Here is a 17794-nt window from a genome sequence, read left to right on the forward strand (position 1 = left end):
ATATTCGCAAACTACAAGATAAAGCTAAAACTTCATATACTCTAAGCACAAGGAGGTTGAGGTTTGGCTATGAATAACAGTTTAGCAGAAGTACACCCGGAGCTTGTTTCGGAGTGGTCGGAAAAGAATTTAACGCTTACGCCTGATGACATTACTTTCGGTTCAAATAAAAAAGTATGGTGGAGAGGTGCTTGCGGTCATGAATGGCAGGCAAGCGTTAAGGCTCGTTCTAATGGAGAAAAATGCCCGATATGTTCCGGTGCGAGAGTGATTGCAGGTATTAACGATTTGACGACATTAGAGCCATTACTGGTAAAACAGTGGTCGAAAAAGAATAGGATAAAACCGACAGAGGTTTCTATTGGTTCTCATAAGAAAGTGATTTGGAGATGTGAGAAAGGACACGAGTGGGAAGCTGCTGTTAAGAGCAGGACAATAAATAAAACTGGTTGCCCGTATTGCTCCCATAACAAAGTGTTGGCAGGATTTAATGACCTTGCAACACTTCTGCCGGATATAGCAGCCGAGTGGTCGGACAGAAATTATCCGTTACTTCCAACTCAGGTTACGGTCTTTGCCAATCGTAAGGTTTGGTGGAAGTGTAAGGATTGCGGCAAAGAGTGGAACACCCTTATTTCTACCCGTTCCGGTGGGAGCAAATGCCCGTATTGCAGTGGGTACATATTCCTGAAAGCACATACAAAATCACAGAAGAGAAAGGAGGCGGTGAGCTTATGAGCAAAAGGGTAGATTTCGAGCAGGATGAAATGATGCTGATGGCCATCTATGCAGAGAAGAGCCGAGAGGCAACAATCCAGACCATGCAGGAAGCCATAGAAGTTTTACAAGATGATCCGGATGTGATTACTGCGGAACAGTTGATTGAAACCATTCGCAGTACAATCGAAAAACTTCTGCAGATTGAAGACGAATACTTTTATTCGCTGGATCTGACATCATATCTCTACGAGGAGGATGAAGCGGATGCATATTAATCAGTTTGCAATATATCGAGCAGATCAGAATACACTGCAGGGAAGAAAATTATGGCATCATACCATGGAGTTTATCAGGGAAAAGAAGCTGTCGATTCGTATTGAGTATTATAAGCAGAAAATGATTGCAGGACTTGTAGCAAAGGATGAAACAGTTCCTAAAATCAGAGAACGCTTCCAAAATCAGATTGGCAAGATGGCACCGTTTATACGCCGTATGGAAAACTGGCAGAAATCATATGAGAATGGTGAGTATCTGAGAAGCGCAGAATCGGGCACAGAAGCCAATTATGACATGATAGATGGCAGGGTTAATAATTCGGTCAAACCAAAGGATAAAGCCGCAGATAAGGCAAATGAGGGGCTTGTGAAGACTGAAACAGAACCGGTAAAGCCAGTTACAGATATGGTAAATATTCTCTTTTATGATGACAGTGATGTCCTTGCAGGAAACAATGTAGCGAAGACTATTTATGAAATTAAGACTCGCTATTTGATACAAAATACTGCCGCATAACCGTAGGGGTGTCGCGGTGTCGTTAGGGGTGTCGGTTTCTTATAAGTGTTAATTTGAAATGCCTCCAAGGGAGACACTTGAAATTAGTACTTATACGCAGGAGGTGTGAGATGCCTACGATTTCAAAGAAAGAGCTGGAAGATTACCAGCAGTTGTGTAAAGATAGAAATAACGGACGTATTCTTACGCCGGACGGACTAAGGCTTGTGTGCGAGGGACTGAACAAAGACCCAGAAGCCATCGGGAAACATTTCCTCGAAGTACTGGCCCGGTTCCAAGCGTCTGAAAAACGATAAATTAGAATTTGTTATGCTAAATTCGAATTTTTTTCATATCACTATACACATTAACGTGCTAAAGTCATGGGCGCAATTTATTACTCAGGGGACAAAAATAGCAAAAATTGATTGACAACAGATGTAGATAGTATATAATCCTTATTAGGAATTGTTGTTGATAAGGACGCGCTATGGAAAAAAGAAACACTATACAAAAGGAATTAGTGCTTAACGCTGTAACTAAGATGCATCGACACGTTACTGCAGATGAGGTGTACGACTATATAAAGAAAGATTATCCATCTATCGGAAAAGGAACAGTTTATAGGAATTTAAGCATATTAGCAGATGAAAATAGAATAAGAAAAGTCGAAATACCCAATGGAGCGGATTGTTTTGATTTTACGCTGAAGAAACATTATCATATAAAATGCATAATATGTGACAAAGTGTTTGATGTTGACATGGATGAGATAAAAGAAATGGATTCTTTTATACGTGACAAGCATGGTATAAAATTCCTTGATTATGATATTTTGTTTAAGGGAATCTGCAAAGACTGTCAGAACAGAGAAAAGGAGTAGTGAAAGTAATGGATAAGAAAGCAATGTATAAACTAAGCTATGGTCTATTTGTGTTAACTGCAAAAGAAGGCGACAAGGACAATGGTTGCATTATCAACACTGCCATACAGGCAGCTTCAACACCGAATCAAATGAGTATTTGTGTTAATAAGGCGAATTATACGCATGATATGATTATGAGAACAGGCCTTTTTAATGTATCGATATTAAGCCAGCAGGTTAAATTTGATCTGTTCAAAAGATTTGGCTTTCAAAGCGGAAAAGACGTTAATAAGTTTGCGGATTTTAACCTGTGTAAACGTGGTGAAAATGGTTTGCTATATGTTACAGACGGAACGAATGCGTATATTTCAGTTAAGGTAGATAAGGTTGAAGATTTAGGTTCTCATACAATGTTTATAGGTGAGGTAACAGATATGGAGGTATTAAGTGATTATCCTTCAGTGACTTATGAGTATTATATGAATAACATTAAACCTAAGCCGCAAGAGGTAGGAAAGACAGACGATGGACAAACGATATGGCGTTGTACCATTTGCGGCTATGAGTATGTTGGCGAGGAGCTTCCGGAGGATTTCATTTGTCCTTTGTGTAAGCATCCGGCATCAGATTTTGAAAAAGTAATTAAAAGTAAAGGAGATAATACAATGGCAACAAATAAGTATGCAGGAACAAAAACAGAAAAGAATCTTTGGGAGGCATTTGCAGGCGAGTCTCAGGCTAGGAATAAGTACACGTATTTTGCATCGGTAGCAAAGAAAGCCGGATATGAGCAGATTGCTGCATTATTCCTTCAGACTGCAGATAATGAAAAAGAACATGCAAAACTTTGGTTCAAGGCACTTGGAGAACTGGGTGATACTCCGGCAAATCTTCTTCATGCAGCGGAAGGTGAGAATGCAGAATGGACAGATATGTATGAGCGAATGGCTAAGGAAGCTGAAGAAGAAGGCTTTCCGGAGCTCGCAGCACAATTTAGAGGTGTTGGAGCAATTGAAAAGATGCATGAGGAAAGATATCGTGCATTGCTTAAGAATGTAGAAGCAATGGAGGTATTTAAGAAAAGTGGCGTAACCATGTGGGAATGTCGCAACTGTGGACATGTGGTAGTTGGTATTGAAGCACCGGAGGTGTGTCCGGTATGTAATCATCCGCAGGCTTATTTTGAAGTGAGAAAAGAAAATTATTAAAATAATAAGGAGAAAACGAAAATAGAGAAATGGGTATGCCCGGTATGAGGATATGTACATGAAGGAGCTGAACCGCCAGCTGAATGTCCTACATGCCATGTTAGCGGAGCGAAGTTTACAAAGGTTGAAGGCGAGTTGATTGTATATTTGGAGCAAGACACGGTAAGGCTATAAAGGGTATGCTTGACAGATACTTTAAGTAAACCGCAAACTGATTGAAATAAAGGAATTTTTTTACGAGAGGAATGAGTTCGGAGTTAATTGTTTCACTCGCCATGCCGACAAAAGTCATTCGCAGAACATATCGTGTTCTTGCTCATGTCGTTTGTCGCCCTATGCATCCAGTCGGAAATACAGCCGTTTGTGAGCAAGCTCCCACGGCTGATTTCGTGTCTGTCTGCGCATGGCTCGTTATTCGTCAAATTGAAATTTTTTCGTTCTATGTTAAATAACAAATTTCAGTTGATATTTCACATATTTTAGGAAATTTAATAACTGTTATATTTGATTATCAAATTCTTCGCAAACCCTTGAAAATACTAAGTTTGTAGCAAGTGAACTTTCCCTTACTCTTTCCCTTGTGTTACATTCTCCCATTGGTTTTTATGAACCTTAATATGGGAAAAATTAAGGGAAAGAAAATTTCATAACACAATATAACATATAACAATAACGACATGGTGAACTGATTGAAATGTTTTCGATATTTAACTTTATAACTGATTATCAAAAGAAAATGGAGATAAGATACGATGAGAACAATTTATGCAGAATACAACATAAACCACGATAGTATTGATGTTTACACAAGTGCCGGATATATGCTTCGCATTGATTGCTGGGAAGCTGAAAAAAATTTAAAAACCACATATGGATCAGAATGTGCGCTTACTTCATTGGCTGTGGATGAGCCTTTGGAATATGCAAGATTATATCTTGATGGCAATTTACAGATGTGGGTGGATGCAGAAGATTCATTAGAACTTTATTAAGCAAGAAGTGAAATATTGTTGTAGATCTATCTCATTTCTTGAGGGTTCTTAAGATGCAAGATGATTGCTAATACGCATTTTACAATAGAGTTTAATTTTTAAAACTGTATGGTGGAAAGCAAGTCTGAAATGGCTTGCTTTTTGCTTTACAACGAGGGTGGTTACTGTATAATGAAATATGAAGTAAAAAGCAGTAATTTGATATGAAGCAATAAAGGAAATACATGATGGAAAAATATAAAATTCTAATAGTTGAAGATGATGTTGATTTGAGAGAGGGACTTTCCTTCTCCTTTTCTGGTGATGGATATGATGTGACAGAGACAGGGACAAAAAAGGATGGTTTACAAGAAATCGCAAACGGTGGTTATGATATTGTATTTTTGGATTGTAACCTGCCGGACGGAACGGGCTTTGAACTCTGTAAAGAAGTTCGTAGCTACAGCAATATCCCAATCATTATGCTGACTGCTCGTGATACAGAAATGGATGAGATAAAGGCTTTAGAATTAGGGGTAAATGATTACTTGTCAAAACCATTTTCTCTGGGTGTATTAAAAGCAAGAATGAAGCGGATACTTCAAGAAAAATCTGAAAGTACAAAGATTGTTACAGGTTCATTAAGCATAGACCAGAGTACTTGTAAAGTATATAAAAGAGGTTCAGAAATCTCTCTTAGCAAATTGGAATACCGTCTGTTGGTGTATTTGATTGAAAATAAGAATCATATCCTTTCTAAGGAGCAGATTTTAGAGAAGATATGGGATAGTGATGGAAAATATGTAGATAACAATACGGTGTCTGTGAATATCAGCAGGCTTCGTACAAAGATAGAGGATGATGTATCGAAACCAAAATGGATTCAAACAGTTCATGGAATCGGATATATCTGGAAGGAATAAAGAGATGTGGATTACGATACTTTTAGCAGTGCTTTTGTGTTTGTCGATTGGATATAGCATATATCAAAAAAGAAAAACATATCGCCTGATTGACCGTTTGCTGGACAGTGTGTTAAATCGGGAAATGATTGCAGCTTCTGATGTGGAAGAAGGAGAATATTCTGCCCTTGTCAGTAAAATCAAGCAGATACAGGAAGTGCTTGATAATCACGTGAATAGTGCCGAACAAGAAAAAGAGCAGGTGAAAAGTCTGGTATCTAATATGTCTCATCAATTAAAAACGCCCTTAGCGAATATTTCTCTCTATGCAGAAATCTTAAGTAAAGAGGAAATTACATCAGAACGGAAAACATTGTTTTCTGAAAAAATGCAACGACAGATTGACAAGCTGAGTTGGATTGTGGAGTCTTTATCGAAGATGGTAAAATTGGAGCAAAATATTGATGGCTTTGAAGGAAAAGCAATAGGGATCAAGCAGACGATTTTAGACGCAGTAGATACGCTTTATGAGAAACTGGAAAAAAAGGAAATCAACTTTACATTGGAACCATTTGAGGACAGATTACTGTATCATAATCGAAAATGGACAGCAGAAGTATTTGTAAATTTGTTGGAAAATGCTGTTAAGTACACCGATAGAGGAGGAACTATTTCCATTTGTGTAAAAAGTTATGATTTATACACAGAGATTCAGATTGCAGATAATGGGCGTGGTATCCGGCAGGAGGAAATGACCGATATATTCAAACGATTTTATAGAAGCCCAGAAGTTGAGAATATGGAAGGTTCTGGGATTGGTTTGTATCTTTCTAATCTGATTTTGGAAAAAGAAAAAGGATATATGACGGTAGATTCCGAGTATGGAAAGGGAAGCTGTTTTTCTGTGTTCTTACAAAACTGTAAGAACTAATCATCCGTTTGTAAAGAAATTGCAAGATACGGCAGTTATACTGGATGTATCAAGAAAAGAGGAGTGATGACGGATGAGTATTTTAGAATTACGAAATGTTGAGAAAATATATGGAGAAAAAGATAATCAGGTAAAGGCACTACGGAATATCAATCTAAAAGTAGAAGAAGGCGAGTTTGTTGCCATTGTAGGCACATCTGGTTCAGGCAAATCTACTTGTCTTAATTTAATCGGTGGTCTGGATAATCCGACAAGTGGACAGATTTTTATAAAGAATAAAGAGATTGGTTCTCTTTCAAGAAAAGAACTGACGATTTTCCGTAGAAGAAATATAGGGTTTGTATTCCAGAATTATAGTTTAATGCCTGTGTTGAATGTGTATGATAACGTGGCATTGCCGGTTACATTTGACTGTGGAAAACATATTAACCGCAAATATATCGAAGAATTGTTGCGGGAACTGGGCATTTGGGAGAAACGCAAGAAATATCCAAACGAATTATCCGGCGGTCAGCAGCAAAGAGTTGCAATCGCCAGAGCTTTGGCAAATAAACCGAGTATCCTGCTTTGCGATGAACCGACAGGTAATTTGGACTCAGCCACAACCATTGAGGTTATGGGGTTATTAAAAACGAGTTGTCGTAAGTACAATCAGACGATTCTCATGGTAACGCATAATGAAGCCATTGCACAGACTTGCGACAGAGTAATTCATATTGAAGATGGTCAGATTGTTACAGGAAAGAGAAGATTTCCGGCAAAAGGCGGTGATGTCGTATGTTAAAGCTGGCATGGAAATATATGCGGTATTACAAGAGCCAGACATTTGCAATTTTTGCGAGTATTTTATTAACAGCATCATTGCTTTCCGGGATTTCTTCTTTGATTTACAGCAGTCAGAAAAGTGATCTGGCGAACAGCAAAACTATTTACGGAGACTGGCATTATTATATTGAAACGGATAAGGAACTTTTTAATTCTGTAGAAAGCGGTGAGAAAGGAAAAGGATATACGCTGGAACAGTGTGGAAAAATGGAAATCCGTGACGTTGTGGCAGAAGAATTTATGATCTGTTTTATCCATGCCGATGAAACTTATCGTCAAATGGCACACAGAGACTTGTTGGAAGGAACATTCCCTGAGAAAGAAAATGAAATTGCAGCGGATGGATTTGTGCTTAGTAATCTTGGATTTTCAGGGAATTTAGGAGATTCCCTTCGCATTGGTGAAAAAGAGTATATTGTTACTGGTGTTCTGAAAAGCGAATGGGCGGCAAGTTCCAGTGAAATGGAAGTTTTTGTAAGTGATTCTTTTAAAGGTCGAGGAAGCCAGACGTTTTTATATCTCAGTTTTAATGAAGATGAGAAGTTATATAAACAGTTGGATGCTTTTTTACAGGAACATAAATTATCTTCTGAATCGGTAGCAGAAAATGATGAAGTAATACAGTATCTTGGCGGAGAAGCACCAAGCAGCATTTCTGAAATCGTGAAATTTGGTCTGTTTGAAGAAGAAGGAAACTTCACTTATATCGTTTTGAAATTGCAGAGCGACTACAATCTGGCTTACAACGGAATGATTTTCCTGTTATGTCTGTTCAGTCTTTTCGTAGTTTACAGCGTATTCAGTATTTCTGTATCGAAGAGAACTTCTGAGTACGGAATATTACAGACATTAGGTATCAGTGAAGCGCAGATTGGTGGCACCTTACTTTTGGAACTTTGGACGTTATTTTTCATTGGATATCCGTTAGGATGTCTTTTAGGAAATGGTGTTTTAAGCCTTATGTATCAGAAATTTAGCGGTGTATTTGGTGGAAAAGGAATCAGTGGAGCAGGGAATGGTCTTTCTGTTGCGGACCATACGTTAGCAGAAGGAGAAAATACAGTAGAGTTTTTTGTTTCAAAGGAAGCTGTTGTGTTTGGTTTTGTATTTCTACTGATTTCGTTAGCACTCGTTGCCTTTCTCGTGGTTCGTTCCATGCGGAAAGATTCGCTGAAAACTGTGATGAGTGGAGATACTTCTTTTGTAAAAAGAAGAAAAATATACGCTATGCGAAATGTTAATATGGCAAATGTAGTGGTGCGGAAATTCATGTTTGCCAATAAACGAAAGGTAATAGGGATTTTATTATCCTTGTCTATCGGCGGTTGCATTTTCTTATGTACCACCTATATGGTAGAAAATTTGAAGGTTCACGCAGAACTTTCGCTGATATCGGATGATGGGCTTGGTTCTGAGTACCGTATTTCTTTAAAATCTGACTCGCTGAAGGATACGATTCCGGAGGCGGTAGCAGATAAGATTAAAAACATGCCGGAAACAGAGAATGTATATGCGACAAAGTATACGATGGGGGAATTACAGATTTCCAAAAACGAATTTTTGTCAGAAGAAGAATGGAGTGACTATTTCAAATATCAAAATCAGGAGCCGTATTATATCCAGAGATATGATGGGATCTGTAAGCAGCAGGAAGATGGAAATTATCGGATTAAATATAATGTGTACGGTTACGATGAAGCGATGATAGAACAGCTTCGGGATTTTATTCTGGAGGGAGAGATTCAGCCGGAAACAATAAAGAATAATAATCAAGTGATTGTGACGGCGAATATGGACGGTCAGGGAAATTACTTTTTTTATGGAAAGAAGCCGGGCGATACCATTACTCTTCGAGTACCAAAGACAGAAAACTATACAGATGAACTGTTAAAATTCCAAAGTGGCGAAGAAAACTATATTGAAAAAGAGTTTGAGATTGCGGCAATCGTAAACAGACCGTTGGCGCAGGAGAAAGATTTTCTGAATACAGAAGTCTGGAAAAATGCGCAGAGTGTGATTATGACAGGCGAACAGATGGAAGAAAACTTTGGAATTACAGATTATAGTTTTATCAATGCATCGCCGGCTGATAGTGCGGATGCAAAGATCGTGAGCAATCAGTTATTACAAGTAATCCGAGATGTTCCCAAGGCAGTATTGCAGGATTATACGACCGCAATTGCAACACAGAAAGGTTATCTTGGACAGCAGCAGATCTTCTTTTCCAGTATTGCAGTGATTCTGCTGATTATCAGCCTGTTCCATATCGTAAACAGCATGAGTCATACGATTCTGACCAGAAGAAGAGAGTACGGGATTATCAGAGCAATAGGGATTACGGACGGCGGATTTTACAAGATGATTTTACAGACAGGTATTCTGTATGGATTGTTGGCGGATGTATTTATCTATCTTATTTATAACAGAGTTCTTCGCAGAGTGATGAATTATTATCTGGCTCATGTGCTGCAGTTTTTACATTATACTACTAATATTCCGAATCTGGTTCTGAATGGAATTATGGTGCTGAATGTAGTGATTGCAGTAGTGGCAGTAATGTTTCCGGCTTGGAAGATGGGAAAAGAGAATATCATAAGTGAGATTAGAAGATAGATTTATAATCAGGATTTTTAGAATTTCTTTAGTGGTTAGTATCATTGGATATAGCAATAGAATTAGAGAGAATACCCAATCTTTATAAGTAACCAGAGGGCGACAGTAAAATACTGCCGCCCTTTCTTTTATCGGTTTGTCCAGTAAAGAGTGTTCAGATAACACCGGATTCCAAGATATATTCCCTGTATAAATAATAAAAGAAACAAAAGATTTATGGGCATTACTTTTTTGATTGATTCTCCAAAATAAATGATGACAACAGCACTTGTCAGTATCATTAGTAGAGTAATAACATCCCAACAGTTTTTCTTATATAATTCTATAATCTTTATTTCTATCAGTATCGCAAGTATCCCTGTTCCTGCTACGTATATTCCAACAACTAATATCAGCAATAACCAATATATGATTCCGGCTATAAACGCATTGGGAATTTTTGTACTGATCTGTGCCACAGATTGCCCAGCATCAATCGTCCATCCGATAAAAGTTTGTATGAATGACGCTGCATCATGGAAGAATGATTTACAATCGGAAAGGAGCACATCTGACTGTACTGCCTGAAAAAGAGTGGTTGTCAGCGAATACCATGCAAGAAGGAACAAGGTTGTTTGGAACATTACCGTTTTTGCTTTATATTGTCCTGCAAGTCGCTCTTTTTGTGTTTCGTATTTTGCTTTTGCATTCTGATAGTCTGTCCGGTCACAGGCTTCACATTTTTCATAGAGTACCGGCTTTTCTACCGGTATCTCTACGATTTTCTGATGTGTCCGGGCATAATCCCGTTGTTGTGTTAAGCATCGTATTTTATCTTGACATTCCCCGATCATGACGTTTGCGCTTCGCAGCTTCTCTTTCTCGATCTGCAATGCTCTGTCTGCCAGCTTCAAGTCGTTCTTTAATGCTTGAATATTCCCGGCTTTGTTCTCTTTGTTTAATTTCTCGTTCAAGGTCAGAGATTCGCTGAGCTGCGTCTTCAGTTCCTCGATAAGCTGGTCTTTCTGTTCCAGTTCTTCTTGTATCTCCTCGGTCAAGAGCAGAAGTTCTTCCAACTGTTCGGCGTTCTTTGATTCTCTGGATTCGTTCATCTATATCACGTCCTTTCCTTATTTGCTGTTCCAGTTCAGCAATTCGGTGTTCTGTTTCAGCAATAAACTGTTTTCGCTGTTCAGAGTCTGTGCCAATTTCTGCCATTGCTGATTTTCGTTTTCCAAAAGTTCTATCTTCGTTTTCTGTTCTTCCATCTTGGAAAGCAGTTCCTCGGTATTTGGCAAAATGTTGAGCAGCTCGGATAACTCGCTGTTTAATTTTTGCAATTTCTGATTCTGTTCCTGCATAAGAGAGAGTTGGGTGTCCCGGTTCTGCATTTCCAGAATCATTTCTGCCATTAAGGTCTGCTGTTCTTCGATTTGCCCAATCATGGATTCCATTAAGGGTATAATTTCCCGGCTTTCTTCTAATGTCATTTAATCGCTCCTTCCATAATGATAATGCACCCGATACTTTTCCAAAGGTGTCCAGTATCTTTTGCAATAACGTGTTTTGTTGTTTTATGATTTGATTTTCCGCTACTTTCCACGAACCTTTTATTTCCTGCCCGGCAAGAAACTTTTGTTCAATCTTTCTTGCGTCAGCGCCTTCATGGATGGTAGGAATCTGGAGTTTTCCCTGTTTTTCATAAGAACGGTGATCGACCTGATTATGCAAAGGAAGATGTTCATTACACACCTTTGCCCATTCACTCCGCCACAGTTCACAATTTTTTGGATTGTTCCATCCGGTAGCATCGGTCAGCACCCGTTTCCATTGCAGGCGGTTTCTTGCACCCATCTTCTGAATTCCGTTTTCGTCTAATACAGGGATACGGATTCCATGACGGTCAGGGTTTTTCTTATCCTGCCACCAGTTCGGATGGGATTCATCAATCACGATATTTCCGTTTTTATCTCTGAGAAAATCCCAATCCTTGACTTCTTTCTTTCCCCAAGAATGATCCGGGTTAAAAGGACGCATAGTCAGAAGCAGATGGACATGGGGGTTGCCATCCCCTTTATCGTGGATACTCCAATCAGCACACATTCCTCTATCTACAAAAGTTTTTTGAATATAGTCAGTTGTATATTGAATTTGTTCCTGTCTGTTCCATTCTTTGGGAAGGGCAAATTCAAATGACCTGCCAAGTTGGGCATCTGCATTTTTTTCAATCTTCAATACCTCATTCCATAACCTTTGTTTCTGAAATGTGATTTTAAATTTTTCTAAAGCAGCTTCTTTATCTTCTGATCTTTTGTATCGGACAGATTTTTGAAAGCGTTTTATATTTTCTTCTGGTACTATCTGCCATTCAGGAGGTGCGTTTTCACACATCATCAGCCGAGTGTAGACCACTTCTTTTTTAGAAGTGTAATAACTGATTCTCCCGGTTTCCTCGTTTTTCATCACATCCCCATTGAGATATGCGGAAGCGGAGATAACAGATTTCCCTTTACTTCGTCCGACTATTTTGACTGTGTAATGAAAAATCGCCATGTCTGGATTCCTCCTTTCTGCACATCCGGCATAGATTTCCGGCAACATTGCTTTCGGTTTTAGGAAAAGCAGCATTGCCGGAACGCCCTCTGCGTAAGAGTGCCCTGCGCATAGCAGCCTGCATGGAATGCGCCTCTCTGGCGAAGAGTGCCTCCTGCGGCATGAGCAGGTCTGGCTGAAAGCCCCGCCGACGGAACGAGCCCGGCAAGCGTGAACGCAGACCGGTTGCCACTTGTGGCAAACTTATTGGGACGACCTCTGGTTGTCCATAAGTGCGCCCTTCATAAAAAAGCAATGAAGGGAATGAAAACCTCATCCCCTCCGCCATTACACTTCCTCCATATCGGTATTTGTTTCTTTCTGCATTGCCTTTGAGAAAAATTTCCCGTTGGCTTCCTGCTTTTTCAGAAAACCAATCAGCTTTGGGATGTCTTCTTCCTCAATAGGCGAACCAAGAACGGATTCCACCGCACCGCCAACCTGACAGAGCCTATGGGTTCGTTTTTTACTTTCTTCGGCTTTCTTTCGCTTCAGAAGTTCTTTCTTCTGTGCTGCATATCTTTTCGCCTTTTCAAGGCTTTCCTGCTCTTTCTTTTCCATTTCAAGCATTCGTTCTTCATAACTTTTTGTTGATTTTGCCATTCTTACATTCTCCTTTCTCTTGCAAACATAAGTTCTTGGTTGCGTATCAGAAGAAGCACATGGTATAATCTTCTTGCGTGTAGGTATATCATGGCTTCGGTCTGATAGAACCTTTGGCGGTTTCTTTGGAAGCCGCCTTTTTAATTTGCCGCAGTTCTTGTTACGGCTTTTACATTTCCTCTATCCCTCAAATCACGACCTTCATTCGCTTCCATAAACATTTCCAGAATATCGGTTTTAATCAGGACTTTGCGACCAACCTTTAATACTGGAAGTTTTTTCCATTCTACAAGCTGTCTTAAGGTGTTTCTGCCGATTCCCGTATAGTCAGCAGCTTCTTCGATGGATAATGCAATTTTTCTTTGCGTCATATAATCACCTCCTTATAAATTGCATTATGCAATTCTTGTGATGTAAGTATATCCTTTTCATATCTTTTTGTCAAGCGTTACGAAATATTAAAAGCAAATATTATATTGCATATTGCAATTTTGGAAAAACAATGCTATAATTCATACATACCGAAAAAGGAGGCAGTCAGCATGAAAGATAAAGAACTACGCAAGCTGATAGGCAGCAGAGTAAAACAGCGCCGTCTGGAATTGAATCTGACACAGCCTTATGTCGCAGAAAAGATGGGGGTTACCGCTTCTACAATCCTGCGTTATGAGAATGGTTCGATTGACAATACGAAAAAAATGGTGCTGGAAGGTCTTTCGGAAGCACTCCATGTATCTGTGGAATGGCTCAAAGGGGAAACAGATGAATATGAAACCGACATTACGGATAAGAGAGAGTTACAGATTCGTGATGCGATGGGAGATATTCTGGAACAGTTACCGCTTGCCCTTACCAAAGAAGAAGATGCTTTTTCAAAAGATTTATTACTGCTGATGTTAAAACAATATGGTCTGTTTTTGGATTCCTTTCAGTTCGCCTGCAAAAACTTCAAGGGGAATGCTGGTCAGACGGATATTGCCAAAACAATAGGGTTTGAATCGAATGATGAATATAATGAGATTATGTTCTTAAGGGAAATCACTCCTACCATCAATGCTTTTAATGAGATGGCAGACGTTGTAAGGCTCTATTCCAAGAAACCAAAAACAGCAGAACAAAGGCTTGCAAATCTTTTATCAGAAGTCTTATACGAAGATTCCGAATCGGTATAGTAAGACAACCGGAGTTATGATATACTTACACGCACGAAGCATTTCATCAGTTCCGATTGTCTAATATCGAAAGGAGACATACGATTATGGCAAAAGGATCTGTAAGAAAAAAAGGAAAGAAATGGTACTACCGCTTCTATGTAGAGGACGCAAGCGGCAATCTTGTTCAGAAAGAATGCGTTGGAACAGAAAGCAAAAGTGAAACTGAAAAGCTGCTCCGTCAGGCAATGGATGATTATGAGAAAAAGAAATTTGTTGCCAAAGCGGAAAATCTCACAGTCGGACAACTTCTGGATGTGTGGGCAGAGGAGGAATTAAAAACAGGTACGCTCAGCAATGGTACTGTGGAGAATTACCTCGGAACAATCCGAAATATTAAGAAACATCCGCTGGCAGAACGGAAATTAAAAAATGTAACCTCTGAGCATTTGCAATCTTTCTTTGATTTGCTTTCCTTCGGGGGAGTTCATCCCGATGGAAAAGAGAGAAAGGGTTACAGCAAAGATTACATCCATTCTTTTTCCGCAGTCATGCAGCAGTCTTTCCGCTTTGCAGTATTTCCAAAACAGTATATTACGTTCAATCCCATGCAGTATATTAAACTGCGGTATCAGACGGACGAAGTTGATTTGTTTTCGGATGAGGACATGGACGGAAATATCCAACCAATTTCACGAGAAGATTATGAAAGACTGCTTGCGTATCTTCAAAAAAAGAACCCAGCCGCAATACTTCCAATCCAGATAGCCTATTATGCCGGGCTTCGTATTGGAGAAGCCTGTGGTTTGGCATGGCAGGACGTAAATCTGGAAGAACAATGCCTTACCATAAGACGCAGCATCCGATATGATGGCTCAAAGCGCAAATATATCATCGGACCAACCAAGCGGAAAAAAGTGAGGATTGTTGATTTTGGAGATACGCTGGTAGAGATTTTCCGCAATGCCCGGAAAGAGCAGTTAAAAAATCGAATGCAGTACGGAGAACTTTATCACACGAACTACTACAAAGAGGTCAAAGAGAAAAACAGAGTGTACTACGAATATTACTGCTTAGACAGAACAGAGGAAGTCCCGGCAGATTATAAAGAAATTTCTTTCGTCTGCTTAAGACCGGATGGTTGTCTGGAACTTCCGACTACTTTGGGGACGGTATGCAGAAAGGTGGCAAAAACATTAGAGGGATTTGAAGGCTTTCATTTCCACCAGTTACGTCACACCTATACAAGCAACCTTTTGGCAAATGGAGCTGCTCCAAAAGATGTGCAGGAATTATTAGGACACTCAGATGTAAGTACCACAATGAATGTCTATGCTCACTCCACAAGAGATGCGAAACGAAAATCGGTTCGGCTTCTTGATAAAGTGGTAGGCAATGATTAAAAAAAATTCCCTTATTTCCCTTGTGATTATCTCATAAGGGCAAAAATAAGGGAAACTACATATCATTTCACTAATGGACAGGCAGGAAAGCCTATAAAATGGGGAAAGTTAGAGGAATAATTATATAAATTTCAGTTTGACGAATTGAAAAACAAAAAAAGCGCCTCACCGCTGGCATCAAAACCAGTAGTGAGGCGTTCGTGCATCTATGGGATTATGCTTGGATTTCCTGTCCGTTCTTGAAGGTGAAGCGGATGTCGTCGATGCTGTAGACGGTGGCGAAGTCTACCATGCTGTGCCAGCTTTCAAGGGAGAACTCTGCCAGCGCATCCGGCATCTGTTCAAAGGCATTCAGGAAGGTTCCCATGTTGGCGCTGGCCGTCTGCTTTTCCTGAATCTCGGCGGTGACTTCTTCCAGTCGGGTCTTGGCCCGGTCGAAGCGCTGTACCAAGCTGTCGTAGCGTTTCTGGTATTCGGTCTGGTTCAGAGCAGTGCGGGCGTTCTCTTGAATGGCCTGCTGTACCATGTCGGAAACCACCTGCGTTTCTTCGAGGAGCTGGGCCTGTTCCGCTTCCAGCTCGGTGGTGTCGAACAGGAGTGCCTGCATCTCTCTGCCGTTGGCGATGACCGCAGCCTTTGTGGCCAGCAGCTTGTTCGCCGCCGAAAGGAAGTGCAGCTGGATTTCTTCATCCGTCAGGTGCGGTGTCTGGCAGCGGCAGTCGCCATCGAATTTGTGATTGCATTGCCAGATGGTCTTGCGGTACTTGCTGTTGGAGTGCCACACCTTTGAGCCGTACCAGCTTCCGCATTCTCCACACTTGATTTTGGTGGAAAAGGCGTGGACTCCGCTGTGGTACTTTTTGCCCTTGCCGCGCTTGGCCATTTCCCGCTGCACCATCTCGAATACTTCCGGGTCGATGATGGCTTCATGGTTGTCCTCGACATAGTACTGCGGGATTTCGCCTTCGTTGACCTTGGTCTTCTTGGTCAGGAAATCGACGGTGTAGCTTTTCTGAAGGAGCGCATCGCCTTTGTACTTCTCATTGCTGAGGATGCTTTTGACGGTGGAGATGCTCCATTTCTTCTTGCCGCCGGGTGTCGGGATGCCGTCTTTGGTCAGTGCATCGGCGATGCCGTGGTAGGTCATGCCCTGTAGGAACAAGCTGTAGATGCGTTTGACGATGACTGTCTGCTCCCGGTTGACCACCAGATTCCCATCCGGGCCACGGTCGTAGCCAAGGAAGCGCTGGAACGGAACACTGACCTTTCCGTCTGCAAAGCGCTTTCTCTGGCCCCAAGTGCAGTTCTCGGAAATGCTGCGGCTTTCTTCCTGTGCCAGCGAGGACATGACGGTAAGCAGCAGCTCGCCTTTACCATCGAATGTCCAGATGTTCTCTTTTTCAAAATAGACCTCAACACCGGCCTCCTTGAGCTGGCGGATGGTGGTCAAGCTGTCTACGGTGTTTCGGGCAAATCGGCTGACCGACTTGGTGACGATAAGGTCAATCTTGCCGTCGAGAGCGTCCGCAATCATCTGCTTGAAGCCTTCGCGGTGCTTGGTGCTGGTGCCGGTGATGCCTTCATCCGTGTAGACCTCAACGAACTCCCAATCGTCGCGGCCTTTGATGTAGTTGGTGTAGTAGTCAATCTGCGCTTCGTAGCTGCTGAACTGGTCGTCATGGTCTGTGGAAACACGAGCGTAACCAGCCACCTTGCGCTTTTTCTGTTCTGTTATCGGCGACGCGGTGAATCGGGTCAGCGTGGCCGGTATGGTCTTTACTTTCTTTTGGACGCCCAATGCTTCTCACTCCTTACTTTCTTCATGTGTTCGCTCATGGCCTTGCGGCGCTCTGGCGTGTAGCTGCCTTTGACGGATTCCTTGAACTTGGCTCTCTGTTCTTCGCTCCAAGGGTGACTCGGCTTTTCAGTCGAGTATTCCGCTTCCTGCGTGTGGCCGTCAAGGAAGGTGTACTCCAGTTTGCCGCTTTCCACCATCGTGATGTGGTCGACCCGCTCCCGGAAGGCATCTCCATCAAATTCGGGAGTGCCCATGACCTGCGCGGTAATCTCCATAAGCTCCGGTTCTCGGATTCCCTTGATGCCGCAGTTCGTTTTGGCACCGCCGGAGCAGCGCCAGTAGGCAATCTTGCCAGTCTCGCTCTGATATTGTCAATATTGGTTTACACTTTATTCTCAAGAATGTTCGACCTTATGCAGCCCCCTGCAGTGAAGCATAGTATTGCTGTCGTTTAACCATCGG

General features: G+C 41.1%; 19 protein-coding genes and 2 pseudogenes. 15 read left to right on the forward strand and 6 right to left on the reverse strand.

What is annotated here, in order from left to right; translation table 11 throughout:
* The first annotated feature begins 69 nt into the window (after nucleotides 1-69).
* The 13 genes and pseudogenes from OCV65_RS09175 (at nucleotide 70) to OCV65_RS09230 (ending at nucleotide 9806) form a co-directional block, all read left to right on the forward strand.
* A complete protein-coding gene (locus OCV65_RS09175; protein WP_262581799.1) occupies nucleotides 70-738 on the forward strand; it encodes a zinc-ribbon domain-containing protein in 669 nt (222 codons plus the stop codon).
* A complete protein-coding gene (locus OCV65_RS09180; RefSeq protein WP_262581800.1) occupies nucleotides 735-995 on the forward strand; it encodes a transposon-transfer assisting family protein in 261 nt (86 codons plus the stop codon). Before OCV65_RS09175 ends, OCV65_RS09180 begins: the two co-directional genes overlap by 4 nt.
* Complete coding sequence (locus OCV65_RS13515; RefSeq protein WP_330666917.1) at nucleotides 985-1512, forward strand: DUF4316 domain-containing protein; 528 nt, start codon at nucleotides 985-987, stop codon at nucleotides 1510-1512. The genes OCV65_RS09180 and OCV65_RS13515 overlap by 11 nt, the downstream gene beginning before the upstream one ends.
* Nucleotides 1513-1622: 110 nt before the next feature.
* Nucleotides 1623-1808, forward strand: coding sequence for a cytochrome C (locus tag OCV65_RS09190; RefSeq protein ID WP_262581801.1), 186 nt, complete (start codon nucleotides 1623-1625; stop codon nucleotides 1806-1808).
* A gap of 173 nt (nucleotides 1809-1981) precedes the next feature.
* Nucleotides 1982-2374, forward strand: coding sequence for a Fur family transcriptional regulator (locus tag OCV65_RS09195; RefSeq protein WP_262581802.1), 393 nt, complete (start codon nucleotides 1982-1984; stop codon nucleotides 2372-2374).
* A gap of 8 nt (nucleotides 2375-2382) precedes the next feature.
* Nucleotides 2383-3003: pseudogene (locus OCV65_RS13440) on the forward strand (flavin reductase family protein); the annotation flags it as partial.
* A gap of 18 nt (nucleotides 3004-3021) precedes the next feature.
* The gene (gene rbr / locus OCV65_RS13445) at nucleotides 3022-3564 is read left to right on the forward strand and encodes a rubrerythrin (protein WP_262581807.1); all 543 of its coding nucleotides are present in this window, start codon (nucleotides 3022-3024) and stop codon (nucleotides 3562-3564) included.
* 54 nt (nucleotides 3565-3618) lie between these two features.
* Nucleotides 3619-3738, forward strand: a pseudogene (locus OCV65_RS13450) (rubredoxin-like domain-containing protein); the annotation flags it as partial.
* A 578-nt stretch (nucleotides 3739-4316) separates the two neighbouring features.
* The gene (locus tag OCV65_RS09210; RefSeq protein WP_020994096.1) at nucleotides 4317-4556 is read left to right on the forward strand and encodes a DUF6061 family protein; all 240 of its coding nucleotides are present in this window, start codon (nucleotides 4317-4319) and stop codon (nucleotides 4554-4556) included.
* A gap of 227 nt (nucleotides 4557-4783) precedes the next feature.
* Nucleotides 4784-5458 carry a response regulator transcription factor gene (locus OCV65_RS09215; protein WP_008707461.1) on the forward strand — a complete coding sequence of 225 codons (675 nt, stop codon included), beginning with the start codon at nucleotides 4784-4786 and terminating at the stop codon, nucleotides 5456-5458.
* Nucleotides 5459-5462: 4 nt separating this feature from the next.
* Complete coding sequence (locus OCV65_RS09220) at nucleotides 5463-6368, forward strand: sensor histidine kinase (protein ID WP_055066700.1); 906 nt, start codon at nucleotides 5463-5465, stop codon at nucleotides 6366-6368.
* A 73-nt stretch (nucleotides 6369-6441) separates the two neighbouring features.
* Complete coding sequence (locus OCV65_RS09225) at nucleotides 6442-7152, forward strand: ABC transporter ATP-binding protein (RefSeq protein ID WP_008707470.1); 711 nt, start codon at nucleotides 6442-6444, stop codon at nucleotides 7150-7152.
* On the forward strand, nucleotides 7146-9806 hold the full coding sequence (locus tag OCV65_RS09230; RefSeq protein WP_008707471.1) for an ABC transporter permease: 2661 nt from the start codon (nucleotides 7146-7148) through the stop codon (nucleotides 9804-9806). The genes OCV65_RS09225 and OCV65_RS09230 overlap by 7 nt, the downstream gene beginning before the upstream one ends.
* Before the next feature lie 128 nt (nucleotides 9807-9934).
* On the opposite strand, the gene OCV65_RS09235 is transcribed toward OCV65_RS09230, so the two are convergent.
* The 4 genes from OCV65_RS09235 to OCV65_RS09250 form a co-directional block, all read right to left on the reverse strand.
* On the reverse strand, nucleotides 9935-10639 hold the full coding sequence (locus tag OCV65_RS09235; RefSeq protein WP_044952226.1) for a DUF6040 family protein: 705 nt from the start codon (nucleotides 10637-10639) through the stop codon (nucleotides 9935-9937).
* Complete coding sequence (locus OCV65_RS09240; RefSeq protein WP_020994093.1) at nucleotides 10617-12338, reverse strand: MobA/MobL family protein; 1722 nt, start codon at nucleotides 12336-12338, stop codon at nucleotides 10617-10619. Before OCV65_RS09240 ends, OCV65_RS09235 begins: the two co-directional genes overlap by 23 nt.
* A 327-nt stretch (nucleotides 12339-12665) precedes the next feature.
* A complete protein-coding gene (locus OCV65_RS09245; protein ID WP_005337289.1) occupies nucleotides 12666-12980 on the reverse strand; it encodes a hypothetical protein in 315 nt (104 codons plus the stop codon).
* A 140-nt stretch (nucleotides 12981-13120) separates the two neighbouring features.
* The gene (locus OCV65_RS09250; RefSeq protein ID WP_004843519.1) at nucleotides 13121-13351 is read right to left on the reverse strand and encodes a helix-turn-helix domain-containing protein; all 231 of its coding nucleotides are present in this window, start codon (nucleotides 13349-13351) and stop codon (nucleotides 13121-13123) included.
* 171 nt (nucleotides 13352-13522) lie between these two features.
* Between OCV65_RS09250 and OCV65_RS09255 the strand changes: the two genes are divergently transcribed.
* Both OCV65_RS09255 and OCV65_RS09260 read left to right on the forward strand, forming a co-directional pair.
* Entirely contained in the window at nucleotides 13523-14152 is a 630-nt protein-coding gene (locus OCV65_RS09255; protein WP_008402208.1) for a helix-turn-helix domain-containing protein, read from the forward strand.
* An 86-nt stretch (nucleotides 14153-14238) separates the two neighbouring features.
* On the forward strand, nucleotides 14239-15534 hold the full coding sequence (locus tag OCV65_RS09260) for a tyrosine-type recombinase/integrase (RefSeq protein WP_008400148.1): 1296 nt from the start codon (nucleotides 14239-14241) through the stop codon (nucleotides 15532-15534).
* Between the two features lie 214 nt (nucleotides 15535-15748).
* On the opposite strand, the gene OCV65_RS09265 is transcribed toward OCV65_RS09260, so the two are convergent.
* Nucleotides 15749-17332: a recombinase family protein gene (locus OCV65_RS09265; RefSeq protein ID WP_262581803.1), complete on the reverse strand. Its 1584-nt coding sequence runs from the start codon at nucleotides 17330-17332 to the stop codon at nucleotides 15749-15751.
* On the reverse strand, nucleotides 17311-17607 hold the full coding sequence (locus OCV65_RS09270) for a hypothetical protein (protein ID WP_262581805.1): 297 nt from the start codon (nucleotides 17605-17607) through the stop codon (nucleotides 17311-17313). The genes OCV65_RS09265 and OCV65_RS09270 overlap by 22 nt, the downstream gene beginning before the upstream one ends.
* Nucleotides 17608-17794: the final 187 nt, after the last annotated feature.

The sequence above is a fragment of the Dorea ammoniilytica genome (assembly GCF_025567415.1).
Taxonomy (GTDB): Bacteria; Bacillota; Clostridia; order Lachnospirales; family Lachnospiraceae; genus Claveliimonas; species Claveliimonas ammoniilytica.

Bases quoted from the DNA above. Each gene is read 5' to 3' on its own strand.
- OCV65_RS09175 (WP_262581799.1), top strand. From the start codon at position 70: ATGAATAACAGTTTAGCAGAAGTACACCCGGAGCTTGTTTCGGAGTGG.
- OCV65_RS09180 (WP_262581800.1), top strand. From the start codon at position 735: ATGAGCAAAAGGGTAGATTTCGAGCAGGATGAAATGATGCTGATGGCC.
- OCV65_RS13515 (WP_330666917.1), top strand. From the start codon at position 985: ATGCATATTAATCAGTTTGCAATATATCGAGCAGATCAGAATACACTG.
- OCV65_RS09190 (WP_262581801.1), top strand. From the start codon at position 1,623: ATGCCTACGATTTCAAAGAAAGAGCTGGAAGATTACCAGCAGTTGTGT.
- OCV65_RS09195 (WP_262581802.1), top strand. From the start codon at position 1,982: ATGGAAAAAAGAAACACTATACAAAAGGAATTAGTGCTTAACGCTGTA.
- rbr (WP_262581807.1), top strand. From the start codon at position 3,022: ATGGCAACAAATAAGTATGCAGGAACAAAAACAGAAAAGAATCTTTGG.
- OCV65_RS09210 (WP_020994096.1), top strand. From the start codon at position 4,317: ATGAGAACAATTTATGCAGAATACAACATAAACCACGATAGTATTGAT.
- OCV65_RS09215 (WP_008707461.1), top strand. From the start codon at position 4,784: ATGGAAAAATATAAAATTCTAATAGTTGAAGATGATGTTGATTTGAGA.
- OCV65_RS09220 (WP_055066700.1), top strand. From the start codon at position 5,463: ATGTGGATTACGATACTTTTAGCAGTGCTTTTGTGTTTGTCGATTGGA.
- OCV65_RS09225 (WP_008707470.1), top strand. From the start codon at position 6,442: ATGAGTATTTTAGAATTACGAAATGTTGAGAAAATATATGGAGAAAAA.
- OCV65_RS09230 (WP_008707471.1), top strand. From the start codon at position 7,146: ATGTTAAAGCTGGCATGGAAATATATGCGGTATTACAAGAGCCAGACA.
- OCV65_RS09235 (WP_044952226.1), bottom strand. From the start codon at position 10,639: ATGATCGGGGAATGTCAAGATAAAATACGATGCTTAACACAACAACGG.
- OCV65_RS09240 (WP_020994093.1), bottom strand. From the start codon at position 12,338: ATGGCGATTTTTCATTACACAGTCAAAATAGTCGGACGAAGTAAAGGG.
- OCV65_RS09245 (WP_005337289.1), bottom strand. From the start codon at position 12,980: ATGGCAAAATCAACAAAAAGTTATGAAGAACGAATGCTTGAAATGGAA.
- OCV65_RS09250 (WP_004843519.1), bottom strand. From the start codon at position 13,351: ATGACGCAAAGAAAAATTGCATTATCCATCGAAGAAGCTGCTGACTAT.
- OCV65_RS09255 (WP_008402208.1), top strand. From the start codon at position 13,523: ATGAAAGATAAAGAACTACGCAAGCTGATAGGCAGCAGAGTAAAACAG.
- OCV65_RS09260 (WP_008400148.1), top strand. From the start codon at position 14,239: ATGGCAAAAGGATCTGTAAGAAAAAAAGGAAAGAAATGGTACTACCGC.
- OCV65_RS09270 (WP_262581805.1), bottom strand. From the start codon at position 17,607: ATGGAGATTACCGCGCAGGTCATGGGCACTCCCGAATTTGATGGAGAT.